Here is a 13085-nt window from a genome sequence, read left to right as displayed (position 1 = left end):
ATGGCGTATCAGGTGTCCGGACGCAGGCCGGTGGCATCCCAGGGGATCAGCACGCCCTCAATGGGATGAACAATGCCGTTGTGCGCCCGAATCTCCTGTTGATCGACAGGAATGTCGTTAACCCTGTACTGACCGTTCTCGACGTTCAGCCCCAGCTGCCCCACAAGGGCCTGGGGACGCCCAAGCACCTTGAATTCACTGGCCGGCACCGTTCCTGGCAACATGTGATACTTGAGCACCTTCTTGAGCCACTCCTCGTGATCACCGCCCAATAGCGCCTCACGTTCGCTCTGAGGCAGCCGCGCGAAGGCTTCATCGGTCGGTGCAAAGATGGTGTAGGGGCCGTTGTCATTGAGCATGTCACTCATGCCGACCTCATCAAGGGCTCTGACCAGTGTATTGAAGTGGCCATTGGCCTTTAACGTTTCAAGCAGCGTCTGATTCTCATGCTCGGTAATATCGCCCGGCTGCTGCTGAGGAGCGTGCTGTGACTCGGTCTGGGCCTGCACCACCGGTGCCATGCCGCCTCCTGCCAGCGCCAGACAGGCCGCCATCCAAACACTGCGATACAAGGTTTTCATCGTTTCTCCATGACACGGATATAAAACATCGGTCGCTACCGGAGCACATCAGGTCTCGCGTCGAAAAGGCAGCATGGTGGCTGCTTCGAGACGCATCTGTTGCATGACCACTTCTTCACGCCCCAGAAACTCCGCCACTGCGTCGCGAAATCCGTCGTGGGCCAGCCAGTGCAGTGAACGAGTCGCCGTCGGTTCAAACCCCCTGGCAATCTTGTGCTCTCCCTGGGTACCCGGATCAAAGCGCGACAGGTTTGATGCCAGACAGTATTCGATGCCCTGATAGTAGCAGGCTTCGAAATGCAGACAGCTGGCCTCGACCTCACTGCCCCAGTAGCGTCCATAGAGCGTAGTCGACCCGCGCAGACACAGCGCTGCGGCGACGGGTCGCGAGGTATCATCCAGGGCCTGAATCAGCACCAGGGCATCAGGCATGTCCTCAAGCAGTTGATAAAAGAAATCAATGTCCAGATAGCCACGCTGCCCATGTTCCAGATAGGTGATCTGGTAGCAGCGATAAAAGTGCTTGATGGCAGTCCGGTCAATCTCGCGCCCCGTCAGACGGCGCATGACCAGCCCCTCCTCCGCTACCCGGCGGCGCTCGCGACGCACCTCCTTGCGTCGTTTCGAGGTCATGGCGGCCAGAAAGCCCTCGAAGTCACCATAGTCACGGTCGAACCAGTGATACTGCATGCCGCTGCGCTCCAGCAGATCGGGCCAGCGCCGACGCCAGTGCTGCGCAAGCTCGGCTTCCGGAAACAGCAGATGCCACGACACCAGCCCGGCGCTTTCCAGGTGCTCGGCCATCATGGTCAACGCGTCATCGGTATCGATGTCGCTTGATAACAGCAGGCGCGGACCCGTGGCAGGCGTAAAGGGAATGGCACTCAACTGCTTGGGATAGTACTCCCCGCCGGCGCGTTCCCATGCATCCGCCCACTGCCAGTCAAAGACATACTCACCCCAGGAATGATCCTTGAGATAGCGAGGCATGGCACCGACCAGTCGGTCGCCCTGCCAGATCGTCAGGTGGTGCGGGGTCCAGCCGGTGCGCGCGCAAACGGCGCCGGTCACTTCCAGGGCGTTGAGAAACTCATGACGAATGAAGGGATAGTCCGAACCTGCCAGCGCATTCCACTGCTGCGCATCGATATCGGCCATTGCACCGATATCGCGAATATCGAGACTCATGGCGCTTCTCCAGCCAGGTGCATGATAGGGGTACAGGATAATGACAGGGGTAAAGGATAGAAGGCCCTGACACGCTGCGGTCAGGTCTTGTGTCAATGCATCGGGATGGAGTCAGCGTAGCGGCTGCGCTATGCTGTCAAGCTATCGTTTAAATGGCCATCAACAGAGATGCCGACTCGCTCAATGCTGCATTCGATCCTTGATAATGACTTCTACAAGTTCACCATGCAAAACGCCGTGGTGAAACTGTTTCCGAACGCTCATGCACGCTACAGCTTCATCAATCGTGGCGAGCATGCCTTCCCGCCCGGCTTTGGTGAACGGCTCAGGGAGCAGGTAGATGCCATGGCGGCACTGCGGCTGACCAGCGAAGAACGCCATTTTCTGGAGGTCACCTGCCCCTATCTTGACCCGACCTACCATGATTTCCTGGAAGGCTTTCGCTACAAGCCTCATGAGGTCACCATCGAGCAGCACGGCGAGGTTCTCAGCGTTACCATCGAGGGGCTTTGGTATCGCACCATCCTCTGGGAAGTGCCGCTGATGACGCTGATCAGCCAGATCTGGTATGAGATGCTCGATGAAAAGCGCGACAGCGATGAGCTGGTGGCCCAGCGCACACGTGAGAAAATCGAGCATTACGGCGAACTGGGCGTGCGCATTGCCGAGTTCGGTACCCGCAGACGTCACTCCTATGAGGTGCATGATCTGGTTGTCAGCACCCTCAAGCGCTATGGCGGCAGCACCTTTACCGGCACCAGCAACGTCCATATGGCGCATCGCCACGGGGTCAAGCCACTGGGTACACATGCTCACGAGTGGTTCATGTTTCACGCGGCCCGCTTCGGCTTCAAGATGGCCAATACCCTGGCGCTGGAAAACTGGGTGGAGGTCTATCGCGGCGATCTGGGCATCGCCCTGTCGGATACCTTTACCACGCAGGTCTTTTTCGAAGGCTTTGACAAGATGTTCGCCAAACTCTTTGACGGCATCCGCCATGACAGTGGCGACCCCATCGAATTTGCCAAGGCCACCATCGATCACTACGAGCACTACGGCATCGATCCGCGCAGCAAGACCATCATCTTTTCCGATGCGCTTGATACCCACAAGGTGGAAAAGATTACCCGTTTCTGTGAAGGCCGCATCGGCATGTCGTTCGGTATCGGCACCAACTTCACCAACGATGTCGGTCTCAAGCCGATGAACATGGTGGTCAAGATGACCGAAACCCGTCCAGAAGGGGATCAGTGGCTGCCGGTCGTCAAGCTTTCCGACATTCGTGCCAAAAACACCGGGGATCCGAGCATGATCCATCTGGCCCGTCGTATTCTGTCCCTGCCGCATTAGGGGCCTGCTCACTCATCCCGCGCCATACATTAAAAGCGCCGGCACGATATTGATCGTGCCGGCGCTTTTAATGGGTAAACAGCATATCCCGACGGATGTCGCCTACTTGGCGCTGGGCTGTGGCGCTGCAAACACCTTGTTGAACACATTGAGCATGACCTGCCAGCTGGCAGCATCGGCTGCGGCGTTATAGGCCAGCGGCAGATCGAACTCCCTGGCCTTTGCATCCACATAGGGATTGGTAAAGGCATGCATGGCATTGGGGTACTGGATCAGGGTGGCATCGGTCTCCACACTCTTGAAGGTATCCAGCAGGGACACCAGCGCCGACTGCTCGACCATCTGATCCTTCAAACCATTTTGAATGATCACACGCCCATCAAAATGGCTGGGGGTTTCAACGACCTGGCCGGGACTACCGTGAAAACTGACCGCAGCCTTGAACGGCATGCCATCAAGCGCGGCATTGAGTGCGATACCACCGCCGAAACAGTAGCCGATAATGGCCATGCGCGAGGCATCCACACCCTGCATGTCCTTGAGGGCATTGATGGCCGTTTCAAGGTTATTTCGAGCACCGGGCCAGTCACTCATGACCGCCTTTGAAAAGCTGCCCGCCTCATCGGGATGTGTGGCCGTCTTGCCGCTGCCATACATATCAACGGCAAAGGCCACATAGCCGAGTGCCGCCAACTGCTCGGTCCGCTGTCGAATGTAGTCGCTCAGCCCCCACCATTCATGCACCACCAGCACCAGCGGGCGTTTGCCCTCCTTGCCGGTGTCACGGGCCAGATAACCGGTGTACTTCTCGCCATCCACACTGTAGGTCAGCGTCCGTGTTTCAACCGTTGGCCCGATCCGTCCCGGCGTTCCTTCATCCCCCCAGGTACTGGCGCTGGCCAGCATCAAGCTCATACCGACTCCCAGAAACATGGTTTTCATGAAATCCCCCTGCGCTGTTGTAAGAGCATTATGTGACGTCATTATGATTGGCAGTATAAGACATCATGGATACCTGGAGGGCCATGTTGCTTTCCATTATGAGAAAGAGGGCTTCGCCAGTCATGGCGAAGCCCTCTTTCAAAAACAGACAGGCAAGGAATAATTCAGGCGCGCCGCTGCTCGGCAAGAATGACGGGTTCCTTGTCAGACACCTGCCCGAGGGCGGCATCAGTCGAGGCTGCTCCATGCGTCTTCGCAGCCTCTCGCGCAAGGCTTGCTCGAACCAGATCACGAAGCTGATCACAGGTGATGATAATGCGTTCCGCGCGGGGCTGACCCTGCCAGATCACATCAATGACAGGATGCTCTCGCGTCTGATCGATACCAACAATGCGCCCCTGCCGCTCCCGACGTGCATCCCTCAGCGTTGATCCCAGAAGCTGATGCACACCGCTGACACATTGTTTCTTGGATACATATGGCATGGCTGGCTGACCTGTTGCTGCCATTGGCGGCAGTCATTTCGGGTGCATTGCTGCACGCAGACAGATAATTCAAGGTTGACAATTTATTCGAATTGGATAGCAACCTTAACATAACCAACTGATCAGAAGACAGGTTATTTGTCAATTAAATTGTCGCCATAATGCGACACCCATGACGCTTCCGGCTAGGTGGATTTTCAGCATCAGGGCATGCTGAATGACCCGATGGTGGCTCGATATCAGCGCGCGCTGGCCATTCGATCAGCCAGCTCATCCAGGCGATTAACTTCAATATTGGGCGCCAGTGATGGGTCCTCTATCAAAGCGGTCGGGTCGCGATGAATCCAGGCGGCCTTCAATCCCACATGACGCGCACCCTGGATATCCCAGTTGTTGCTTGAAACAAGCCAGGTATTGCCATGTTCCACTTCCATGCGACGTATCAGATGGTGATACACCACCGGATCGGGCTTGAAGCGCTTGATATCATCGACGCTGACCATCGCTTCAAAGTGACGAAAAATCCCTGCATTTTCGAGCACTTCCTGCATGGCCTTTTCCGTTCCGTTGGAGAACGCCACACAGCGATAGCCGGCGGCGACCAGTGATGCCAGCGCACCATCAACTTCTTCAAAGGCCGGCAGACTGGAATAGGCCTTCATCCAGTCGTCGCGGGTGCTGGAAGCCACCTCGACGCCCTGTGCCGCAATGGCCACATCCAGAGCATCACGTGTACAGACCGAAAATTCGACATAGCGACCCATAAGACCCCGGCGAAAGGACAGCTGTAGCTGGCTGGCACGCCACTGGGCTGCCACGCTCTCTGCCTGCTCGCCAATCGTTGGGCGCAATATGTCAGCCATGGCGTTCGGATTGATCAATGTGCCGTAGACGTCAAAGGCCAGTAGTGTTTGTGTCATGTCTCCTCCTTGAGAACGTAAAATTCGAAAAAGCGGTGTCAAAAAAGGACGCCCGAAGGCGTCCTTTGATTCGATCATACCGCAATGGTGCTGAAAGAAATGATTTAAAGCGTTTTCCCCATGGCCAGCGCAGTGTCCAGCATACGGTTGGAGAAGCCCCATTCGTTGTCGTACCAGGCCAGAACCTTGACCAGCTTGCCGTTGACACGAGTATGGTTGGTGTCAAAGGTCGAGGAGCTTGGGTTATGGTTGAAATCGATCGACACCAGCGGCTTTTCGTTGATGTTGAGCACGCCCGATTTGGCAGCGGCATCACGCATGATCTGATTAATTTCGTCGCGACTGGTCTCGCGCGAAGCCGTAAAGGTCAGATCCACGACCGAAACATTGATGACCGGTACACGAATGGCAAAGCCATCCAGCTTGCCATCCAGCTCGGGCAGAACTTTCGCCACGGCAGAAGCGGCCCCGGTCTTGGTCGGGATCATCGACTGGGTGGCACTGCGCGCACGGAACGGATCGGAGTGATAAACATCCGACAGGTTCTGGTCGTTGGTGTAGGCATGGATGGTGTTCATCAGCCCGGTTTCGATACCCACGGTATCGTTGAGCGCCTTGGCCACCGGCGCCAGGCAGTTGGTGGTGCATGAGGCATTGGACACGACCGTATGACCGGCTTCCAGTACCTGCTCGTTGACACCGAATACGATCGTGGCATCGGCATCACCACTCGGACCGGAGATCAGCACCCGCTTGGCACCGGCTTCGATATGCTTGGCCGCAGCTTCGCGCTTGGTGAAGATACCCGTGCATTCCATGACCAGATCGACGTTCAGATCGCCCCACGGAAGATTGGCCGGATCACGCTCGGAGAGAATGCGAACACGGTCCCCGTTGACGGTGAAGCTTTCATCGTCATGAGTAATTTCAGCATTGAAATGGCCGTGTGTGGTGTCATTTTCCAGCAGTAGCGCATTCAGCGCCGGGTCGCCCAGATCATTGATGGCCACGACTTCGATACGGTCACGATAACCACTTTCATAAAGCGCGCGAAAGGTATTACGTCCAATACGTCCGAACCCGTTGATTGCGACACGAAGCGTCATGTTTTCTCCTCCTGCGATATTGGATAAAGCTCATCACCGACAGGTTAATGAGCCGCAATTCTCTCGGTTTTCGGCCCCTGATATCTAACGTGGGGTTGTTTTTTATGACCTCAATGGCCCAGTGCAGGAAATGGCTTGTCCGATGATCAAGAATCATTCGGGCAGGCATCTGCATTTCAGCTTGCCACCATGGAATACTCGAACCAGTCTGGCCCCGGATGGCAAATTACGCCAGACCCTGGCCTGACCAGGCCGCGGACGTCGCTCCTTCTCTACCCCTGAACAGAATACGTCAGCCTGCACGATTTCCAAAAAGGACATGAATCGTGTCAAACAAGGCGCAACCCGGTAAAGTCCTTGCTATATGACATGTCTTATCCTGTGCAAACACCTCGCATCAGCATGGCGCCATGATGACTGATATTCTGGCGGCATTGATGATGCAGGATTTGTTTCAAGGACTTACAGAACTTCAGGAGTACCATCCGCCATGACACGCCCCGCCTTGGTCGGCGATATCGGTGGCACCAATGCCCGTTTCGCTCTGGTGACCCCCGGCGCCTTCGATCTGCACGATATCCAGACGCTGGCCTGTGCCGATTACGCCAATCTCGATGAGGCGGTCAACGCCTACCTTGCCGGCATCGAAAGCGAGCGACCGAATGAAGCCTGTCTGGCCTTTGCCTGCCCGGTACACGATGATGAAATCAAGATGACCAATAATCCATGGCGCTTTTCAAAAAGCGACATGAAACAGCGCCTCAAGCTGGATAACTTCAAGGTTATCAACGATTTTACCGCCATGGCCCTGGGGCTGCCCCACATTCCTGATGAGGATCTGGTCAATCTCGGCGATGGACACAGTGAGCCCGGGCGAGCGCGCCTGGTCATTGGCCCCGGCACCGGCCTTGGTCTGGCCGGTCTGGCGCCCAGCCAGCGCTTCTGGATACCCCTTTCTGCCGAAGGTGGCCATGCCAGCTTCGCGCCGGTCGATGATTTCGAGATTCGTCTGCTGCAGTGGTTTCGCGGCCGATACGGTCGCGTCTCGATCGAGCGCGTATTGTGCGGTCAGGGGCTATTGGACATTTATACCGCCATGTGTGAGTTCGAAGGCCATGACTGTACCCTCAGCACGCCGGCCTGCGTCAGTGAAGCGGCTCGCAGCGAAGAGGACCCGGTAGCTCACCAGGCCGTTCTGCGCTTTTGCAAGATCCTCGGCGATGCTACGGGCGATGCCGCCCTGACACTGGGCGCTCGCGGTGGCGTTTATCTGTGTGGGGGGATTTTGCCTCGTATCCTTGATACGCTTCGGATCAGCGATTTTCGCAAGGCCTTTGCCGACAAGGGACGCATGAGCCCCTACAATGCCGATATCGCGACCTGGGTAGTGACCGCCAAATGGACCGGACTGCTGGGCGCTGCCGAAGCACTGCACAACGAGGAGGTGACATGATCCCGGATGCACTGAGCGAGCTTTTATCGGCCACGCAGGGGCAGCGTGATGCCACCTGGCAGGGCCGCTCGCTGCTGGTGATCAATGATGACTGGGGAGAGCTCATTCTCTCTCGTCACGGCGGCCATCTACTGCACTATGCACCGGCCGGAGAGCGGGGATGGCTCTGGACAACATCAACGCCAAAGGCACCGCCTGAAGCTCTGCGCGGCGGTGTACCGTTGTGCTGGCCCTGGTTTGGTGAGCCCGAAGATGGCAACGGCCCGATGCATGGTCTTGCGCGTACCGCCAACTGGCGTATCGATGCCGTGGATGAAGATGTGGAAGGTGGCGTGGAAATACACCTCTCCCCCGAAGCGCGGCTGCATGACTCCCTGGCACCTCGCCTGGTCATTCATGCCAATGCCCAGCGCCTGGCCATGGAACTTGTCACCGAACACATCGGTGAGACACCGATACGCCTGACCCAGGCCCTGCACGCCTATTTCTCGGTACCGGACACCCACCAGTGTCGCATCGAGGGGCTGGGTGGTGCTCGCTATCTGGACAAGCTGGCCGACTACGCCGAAGCCGAACAAAATGGTGTATTGGGCATTCGTGGCGCGCTGGACCGTATTCATCACTCCAGCCGACCGCTGATACTTGATGATGGCCACAGACGTCTGAGAATTGCCAAGCAGGGTAGCGACTCTACCGTGGTCTGGCATCCGGGCGACAGGTTGCCGACTGATATTCCAGAACGTGAACGCCTGAACTTTATCTGCATCGAACCGGCCTGCACCCGGCTGGATCCGGTCTGGCTTGCCCCCGGGGCACAGCACGTCCTGTCGATGCATATAAGTCCTGAATCCTCCGCTCAGGAATAAGCCTGATGAGCATGACAGCCGCGCCCTTCGTGATCGGTCTGCGCCAGCTTCCGTACTACGACAGTCTGCAAACGCCCGAGTCGTTGGCAGGCTGGTTTCAGCAGCGCCTTGAAGAAGGGCTCTGCGAATTTGGCCACAGCAATCTCGAGAAGGACCGTGAAGGCCTGCTGGGACAGGCCATCCGTCAGCTTCCGGCAGATCAGAGGCAAAAGCTCTGCTTCAACATGAGTGCGGGTGTGGTGCCGGCTCGTCAGAATGAAGACCATTTTGGCGCCAAATATTACGACACCCGCCCCGAGTATCTTGATGGGGTGGTGAATCGTACGCTGAAACAGCTGGGGGTCGAGCAGCTCAACACCTTTATGCTCATGCGTCCCGACCCCTTGATGGATGTCGAGGCCACCGGGCGCGCGCTGGATGCCATCGTTGAAAGTGGACGAGCACGCCAGATTGGCGTGGCCAATTTTCTGCCCGCTCAGTGGCGGCATCTACAGGCCGCCATGAAGACGTCACTGGCCTGTCAGCAGATGGAGATGTCGATCGCTCGCAGTCAGATGCTCTTTGATGGCATGTGGGACAGCATGCAACGCGACAATATGGCCGGTCTTGCCGGCTCTCCGTTATGGGGCGGCCGCATCTTTGAAAATCAACTGGGTCAGATGCTCAGGACCATGGCCGATACTCATCAGGCCAGCCCTGGCGGTGTCGCCTTGGCCTGGCTTCATACCATTCCCGGCCAGCCCAGAGCCGTTGTGGGGACGCTGCGCCCTGTGAGACTGCAGGCACTGGCACAGGATGCCGGACTGACGCTGATCCGGCAGGAGTGGTTCGCCCTGCTGGAGGCCGTGCGCGCCTATCGCGTGCCCTGACGCCTACTTCCCTTGATGTACTCAAGGCTGCCCGTTTCCCAACGGGCAGCCTTTTTTATCGGTGCATGCCGGCGCTGGGTCATGACCAAAAAAAGCCCGCCTCAAAAGAGACGGGCAAAACAACAGCCGAGGCTGCCGAGAGAGCCGGTAGCAGCAGGATCATGAATGTCCTGCCGTCTGATCATTCAGTGTCTTTAGTGCTTGATGGTCGATACGGTTTCGCGAGCAATGGCGCGAATGCCGTCCCAGTCCTCTTTTTCGATCAATTCCTTTGGCGTCACCCAGGTACCACCCACACACATGACATTGCGAAGCTTCAGATAATTGGCTGCATTATCAGGGGTAATACCACCGGTCGGACAGAACTGTACGTCACCCAGCGGGCCTGCCAGCGCCTTGAGCGCGGCAACACCGCCGCTGGCCTCGGCCGGGAAGAACTTGAAGCGACGGTAACCATACTGCCAGCCGGTCAGAATCTCTGTGGCCGTCGAGATACCCGGCAGCAAAGGTACCGGGCTCTGGATGCCATATTCGTAAAGACGGTCAGTGGTGCCGGGTGTGACGACAAAATCCACGCCGGCATCTTCAGCACGACGATACTGTGCGGGGGTCAATACCGTTCCAGCACCGATACTGGCTTCAGGCAGTTCATCACGCAGGCGATAAAGCGCTTCCATGGCACAGTCCGTGCGCAGAGTCACTTCCAGTACCGTCAGACCACCTTCATAAAGTGCCCGGCACAGGGGCACGGCATCTTCGATGCGATGGATGGTCAACACCGGAATTACCGTGGCCCGCTGACAGATACTGTCAATTTCAGTCGTACGTGTGGACGGTAGCTGCTTGTCCGATGCCATGAAGCCTCCTGATCGTCACCCCGGCGTTATACGCCATGCTATACAGGCCGAGACAGACGTTCTCGACCTGGCGTGTTTCCTGCCCGGCATTATCTCACATACCGGGATAGGCTTTATCGTGTCATGGAGCCCAGTAAAGTGCCAGCGGCGCATCAAGAAAAGCCCGGATCGGCAACTCATCCTGATCACTGCCTGCCATCGCGCGGGCCAGCACTGCCTTTTTATCCGCACCGTTAAAATGCAGATAGCGACGGCGTGACTGCATGAGTCGATGGCGCGTCAGGGAAATGCGTGGCTGAGCAACACTGGGGGCATGCGCCGCAACGACCAGCGCATCGCTTCCTAGCCCATCGCCAAGCTCGGGACTGTCAGGAAAAAGCGACGCGGTATGACCGTCACCGCCCATCCCCAGCACCACGACACTGGCAGGCCAGGTCAGCGCGGCAAGACGCTGTCCGACTTCTTCGACACCGGCTTCAGGCGTGGCCTCATCGTTGACGAGCGGCTGAAAACGAGCCTCGGCCGCTGCATTGATCAACATATGGGTCCGAACGAAGCGATCGTTGCTGTCGTCGTGATCGGTTGGCACCCAGCGCTCATCGGCCAGCGTAATATCCACTCGTGACCAGGGCAATTCCATTTTGCTCAGCGTCTGCATGAATGGCCTGGGTGTGCTGCCGCCCGAGAGCACCAGCGTCACCCGCTCCTGCTGCGCCAGATCCTCTCTGAGCGCACCAGCCACGCTGGTCGCCAGATCATGGGCCACGCGAGCACGTGAATCTATATCAGTCGTTTTCATGATCAATAGTCTTCATACCAGCTGCGTCCGTCCTGAGTGATCATGCCAATGGAGGAAACCGGCCCCCACGAGCCCGCCGGATAGCGCTTGGGCACGATATCACGTGCTTCCCAGCCCTGAATCAGGCGATCAATCCAGCGCCAGGAGTGTTCGATCTCATCGCGACGCACGAACAAATATTGCTGACCCTTCATGACCTCAAGCAGCAACCGCTCGTAAGCATCGGGAATGCGTGCCGAGGGGAAGGCCTGATGAAAGTCGAGATGAAGCGGTCCGGTGCGCAATCGCATGCCCTTGTCCAACCCGCTGTCCTTGGTCAGAACCTGCAGGGCGATCCCTTCATCAGGCTGCAGCCGAATGATCAGCTTGTTGGCGGCCATGTTGCGCTGATCGTTATCAAAGATGTAGTGCGACTGCGGGCGGAAGTGAATCACGATCTGCGAGAGTTTTTCCGGCATGCGCTTGCCGGTCCGCAGATAGAAGGGCACCCCTGCCCAGCGCCAGTTCTGGATCTCGGTCTTGAAGGCAACGAAGGTTTCGGTACGCGAATCAACGTTGGCGCCCTCTTCCTCAAGATAGCCCGGCACTGACTTGCCGTTGATGGTACCGGCAATGTATTGGCCCCTGACCACATCGGTATCAAGACGTGCGCCCTCGAACGGACGAAGCGCCTTGAGCACCTTGACCTTTTCGTCGCGAATGCTGTCGGCATCCAGGTTGGAGGGCGGATCCATGGCGATCATGCACAAAAGCTGCATCAGATGGTTCTGCACCATGTCGCGCAGCTGACCGGCCTGGTCAAAATAACCCCAGCGACCCTCGATCCCGACCGTTTCTGCCACGGTAATCTCGACGTGCGAAATATGGCTCTGATTCCACTGGCTGCCAAACAGCGGGTTGGCAAAGCGCAGGGCCAGAAGATTCTGGACCGTTTCCTTGCCCAGATAATGGTCGATGCGATAGATGCGGCTTTCATCAAAGACGGCACCAATGGCGTCGTTGATTTCTTCGGAGGTCTGCAGTGAATAGCCGATCGGCTTTTCAACCACCACACGAGATTCATCATCAAGACAGCCGGCGCTGGACAGATTGGCGCAGATATCGCCGTACAGCCGAGCCGGCACTGACAGATAGATGGTCAGCGGCCGCGTGCTATTGCCATGCCACTGGGCAATCTGGTTGTAACTATCAGGGGAGGCAAAATCGATTTCGATATAATCGAGACGCGCCAGGAACCGATTCATGCTCTCCTCGGTCCGCTCATCGGCGCGCACCCGGGTTTCCAGCGCATCGCGGACGCGTGCGCGGAAGGCATCGTTATCGTATTCCTGCCGGGCAAGCCCCAGAATTCGGGTCTCTGGCGCCATCAGCTCTTCGCGATCCAGATGGTAAAGCGCGACATATAGCTTGCGCAGGGCCAGATCGCCCAGCGCGCCAAAAAGCGCCAGATCGACAGCAGTACTGTTGTCGTCGCTCACACTCATGCCGTGCTCCCTTCCCGGTTTGGTAGATTTCCGACAACGTTAGACATCAGGACATTATCCTCGCAACACATTGCTTCACTTCCATCAGGGCAGCCGATAGCAGCCCCATCATCTTCCCTTGCGGGCATGGATACTGTCGAACCGATACATCTGACATGGCTGGCAAACCGTTGATACACGGACAT

Annotated in this window: 13 protein-coding genes; 5 read left to right on the top strand and 8 right to left on the bottom strand. The window is 57.3% G+C overall.

What is annotated here, in order from left to right; genetic code table 11:
- Positions 1-8: 8 nt before the first annotated feature.
- Together B9H00_RS13115 and B9H00_RS13110 are read right to left on the bottom strand one after the other, a co-directional pair.
- Positions 9-581, bottom strand: coding sequence for a fasciclin domain-containing protein (locus B9H00_RS13115; RefSeq protein WP_086901021.1), 573 nt, complete (start codon positions 579-581; stop codon positions 9-11).
- Positions 582-629: 48 nt separating this feature from the next.
- Complete coding sequence (locus B9H00_RS13110) at positions 630-1769, bottom strand: GNAT family N-acetyltransferase (RefSeq protein WP_086901020.1); 1140 nt, start codon at positions 1767-1769, stop codon at positions 630-632.
- A gap of 183 nt (positions 1770-1952) precedes the next feature.
- Between B9H00_RS13110 and pncB the strand changes: the two genes are divergently transcribed.
- Positions 1953-3119, top strand: coding sequence for a nicotinate phosphoribosyltransferase (gene pncB / locus B9H00_RS13105; protein ID WP_086901019.1), 1167 nt, complete (start codon positions 1953-1955; stop codon positions 3117-3119).
- Positions 3120-3221: 102 nt separating this feature from the next.
- Here pncB and B9H00_RS13100 read toward each other — a convergent pair whose 3' ends face one another.
- Positions 3222-4061 carry a dienelactone hydrolase family protein gene (locus tag B9H00_RS13100; RefSeq protein ID WP_086901018.1) on the bottom strand — a complete coding sequence of 280 codons (840 nt, stop codon included), beginning with the start codon at positions 4059-4061 and terminating at the stop codon, positions 3222-3224.
- Positions 4062-4144: 83 nt separating this feature from the next.
- Here B9H00_RS13100 and B9H00_RS16810 point away from each other — a divergent pair, with 83 nt between their 5' ends.
- Complete coding sequence (locus tag B9H00_RS16810) at positions 4145-4492, top strand: hypothetical protein (protein ID WP_147376549.1); 348 nt, start codon at positions 4145-4147, stop codon at positions 4490-4492.
- Between the two features lie 293 nt (positions 4493-4785).
- Here B9H00_RS16810 and B9H00_RS13090 read toward each other — a convergent pair whose 3' ends face one another.
- Together B9H00_RS13090 and gap are read right to left on the bottom strand one after the other, a co-directional pair.
- A complete protein-coding gene (locus tag B9H00_RS13090; RefSeq protein ID WP_086901016.1) occupies positions 4786-5466 on the bottom strand; it encodes a haloacid dehalogenase type II in 681 nt (226 codons plus the stop codon).
- A 104-nt stretch (positions 5467-5570) separates the two neighbouring features.
- Entirely contained in the window at positions 5571-6572 is a 1002-nt protein-coding gene (gene gap, locus B9H00_RS13085) for a type I glyceraldehyde-3-phosphate dehydrogenase (protein ID WP_086901015.1), read from the bottom strand.
- 490 nt (positions 6573-7062) lie between these two features.
- Here gap and glk point away from each other — a divergent pair, with 490 nt between their 5' ends.
- From glk to B9H00_RS13070, 3 genes are read left to right on the top strand one after another with little or no spacing between them, the layout of a single operon-like run.
- The gene (gene glk, locus B9H00_RS13080) at positions 7063-8025 is read left to right on the top strand and encodes a glucokinase (RefSeq protein WP_086901014.1); all 963 of its coding nucleotides are present in this window, start codon (positions 7063-7065) and stop codon (positions 8023-8025) included.
- Entirely contained in the window at positions 8022-8891 is an 870-nt protein-coding gene (locus B9H00_RS13075) for a D-hexose-6-phosphate mutarotase (RefSeq protein WP_086901013.1), read from the top strand. The genes glk and B9H00_RS13075 overlap by 4 nt, the downstream gene beginning before the upstream one ends.
- 5 nt (positions 8892-8896) lie before the next feature.
- Positions 8897-9760 carry an aldo/keto reductase gene (locus B9H00_RS13070; protein WP_086901012.1) on the top strand — a complete coding sequence of 288 codons (864 nt, stop codon included), beginning with the start codon at positions 8897-8899 and terminating at the stop codon, positions 9758-9760.
- 194 nt (positions 9761-9954) lie between these two features.
- On the opposite strand, the gene B9H00_RS13065 is transcribed toward B9H00_RS13070, so the two are convergent.
- From B9H00_RS13065 to zwf, 3 genes are all read right to left on the bottom strand, one after another.
- Positions 9955-10617, bottom strand: coding sequence for a bifunctional 4-hydroxy-2-oxoglutarate aldolase/2-dehydro-3-deoxy-phosphogluconate aldolase (locus B9H00_RS13065; RefSeq protein WP_086901011.1), 663 nt, complete (start codon positions 10615-10617; stop codon positions 9955-9957).
- A gap of 121 nt (positions 10618-10738) precedes the next feature.
- Positions 10739-11416 (bottom strand): 6-phosphogluconolactonase, encoded by a 678-nt coding sequence (gene pgl, locus B9H00_RS13060; protein WP_086901010.1) that lies wholly within the window; start codon positions 11414-11416, stop codon positions 10739-10741.
- A 2-nt stretch (positions 11417-11418) separates the two neighbouring features.
- The gene (gene zwf, locus B9H00_RS13055) at positions 11419-12900 is read right to left on the bottom strand and encodes a glucose-6-phosphate dehydrogenase (protein ID WP_086901009.1); all 1482 of its coding nucleotides are present in this window, start codon (positions 12898-12900) and stop codon (positions 11419-11421) included.
- Between the last annotated feature and the right edge of the window lie 185 nt (positions 12901-13085).

The organism is Kushneria marisflavi, assembly GCF_002157205.1.
Classification (GTDB): domain Bacteria; phylum Pseudomonadota; class Gammaproteobacteria; order Pseudomonadales; family Halomonadaceae; genus Kushneria; species Kushneria marisflavi.
The sequence above is the reverse complement of the archived record's forward strand: the minus strand, read 5'-3'. Positions and strand labels throughout refer to the sequence as shown.

Coding starts and splice junctions, on each gene's coding strand:
- B9H00_RS13115 (WP_086901021.1), bottom strand. CDS start 581: ATGAAAACCTTGTATCGCAGTGTTTGGATGGCGGCCTGTCTGGCGCTG.
- B9H00_RS13110 (WP_086901020.1), bottom strand. CDS start 1,769: ATGAGTCTCGATATTCGCGATATCGGTGCAATGGCCGATATCGATGCG.
- pncB (WP_086901019.1), top strand. CDS start 1,953: ATGCTGCATTCGATCCTTGATAATGACTTCTACAAGTTCACCATGCAA.
- B9H00_RS13100 (WP_086901018.1), bottom strand. CDS start 4,061: ATGAAAACCATGTTTCTGGGAGTCGGTATGAGCTTGATGCTGGCCAGC.
- B9H00_RS16810 (WP_147376549.1), top strand. CDS start 4,145: ATGTTGCTTTCCATTATGAGAAAGAGGGCTTCGCCAGTCATGGCGAAG.
- B9H00_RS13090 (WP_086901016.1), bottom strand. CDS start 5,466: ATGACACAAACACTACTGGCCTTTGACGTCTACGGCACATTGATCAAT.
- gap (WP_086901015.1), bottom strand. CDS start 6,572: ATGACGCTTCGTGTCGCAATCAACGGGTTCGGACGTATTGGACGTAAT.
- glk (WP_086901014.1), top strand. CDS start 7,063: ATGACACGCCCCGCCTTGGTCGGCGATATCGGTGGCACCAATGCCCGT.
- B9H00_RS13075 (WP_086901013.1), top strand. CDS start 8,022: ATGATCCCGGATGCACTGAGCGAGCTTTTATCGGCCACGCAGGGGCAG.
- B9H00_RS13070 (WP_086901012.1), top strand. CDS start 8,897: ATGAGCATGACAGCCGCGCCCTTCGTGATCGGTCTGCGCCAGCTTCCG.
- B9H00_RS13065 (WP_086901011.1), bottom strand. CDS start 10,617: ATGGCATCGGACAAGCAGCTACCGTCCACACGTACGACTGAAATTGAC.
- pgl (WP_086901010.1), bottom strand. CDS start 11,416: ATGAAAACGACTGATATAGATTCACGTGCTCGCGTGGCCCATGATCTG.
- zwf (WP_086901009.1), bottom strand. CDS start 12,900: ATGAGTGTGAGCGACGACAACAGTACTGCTGTCGATCTGGCGCTTTTT.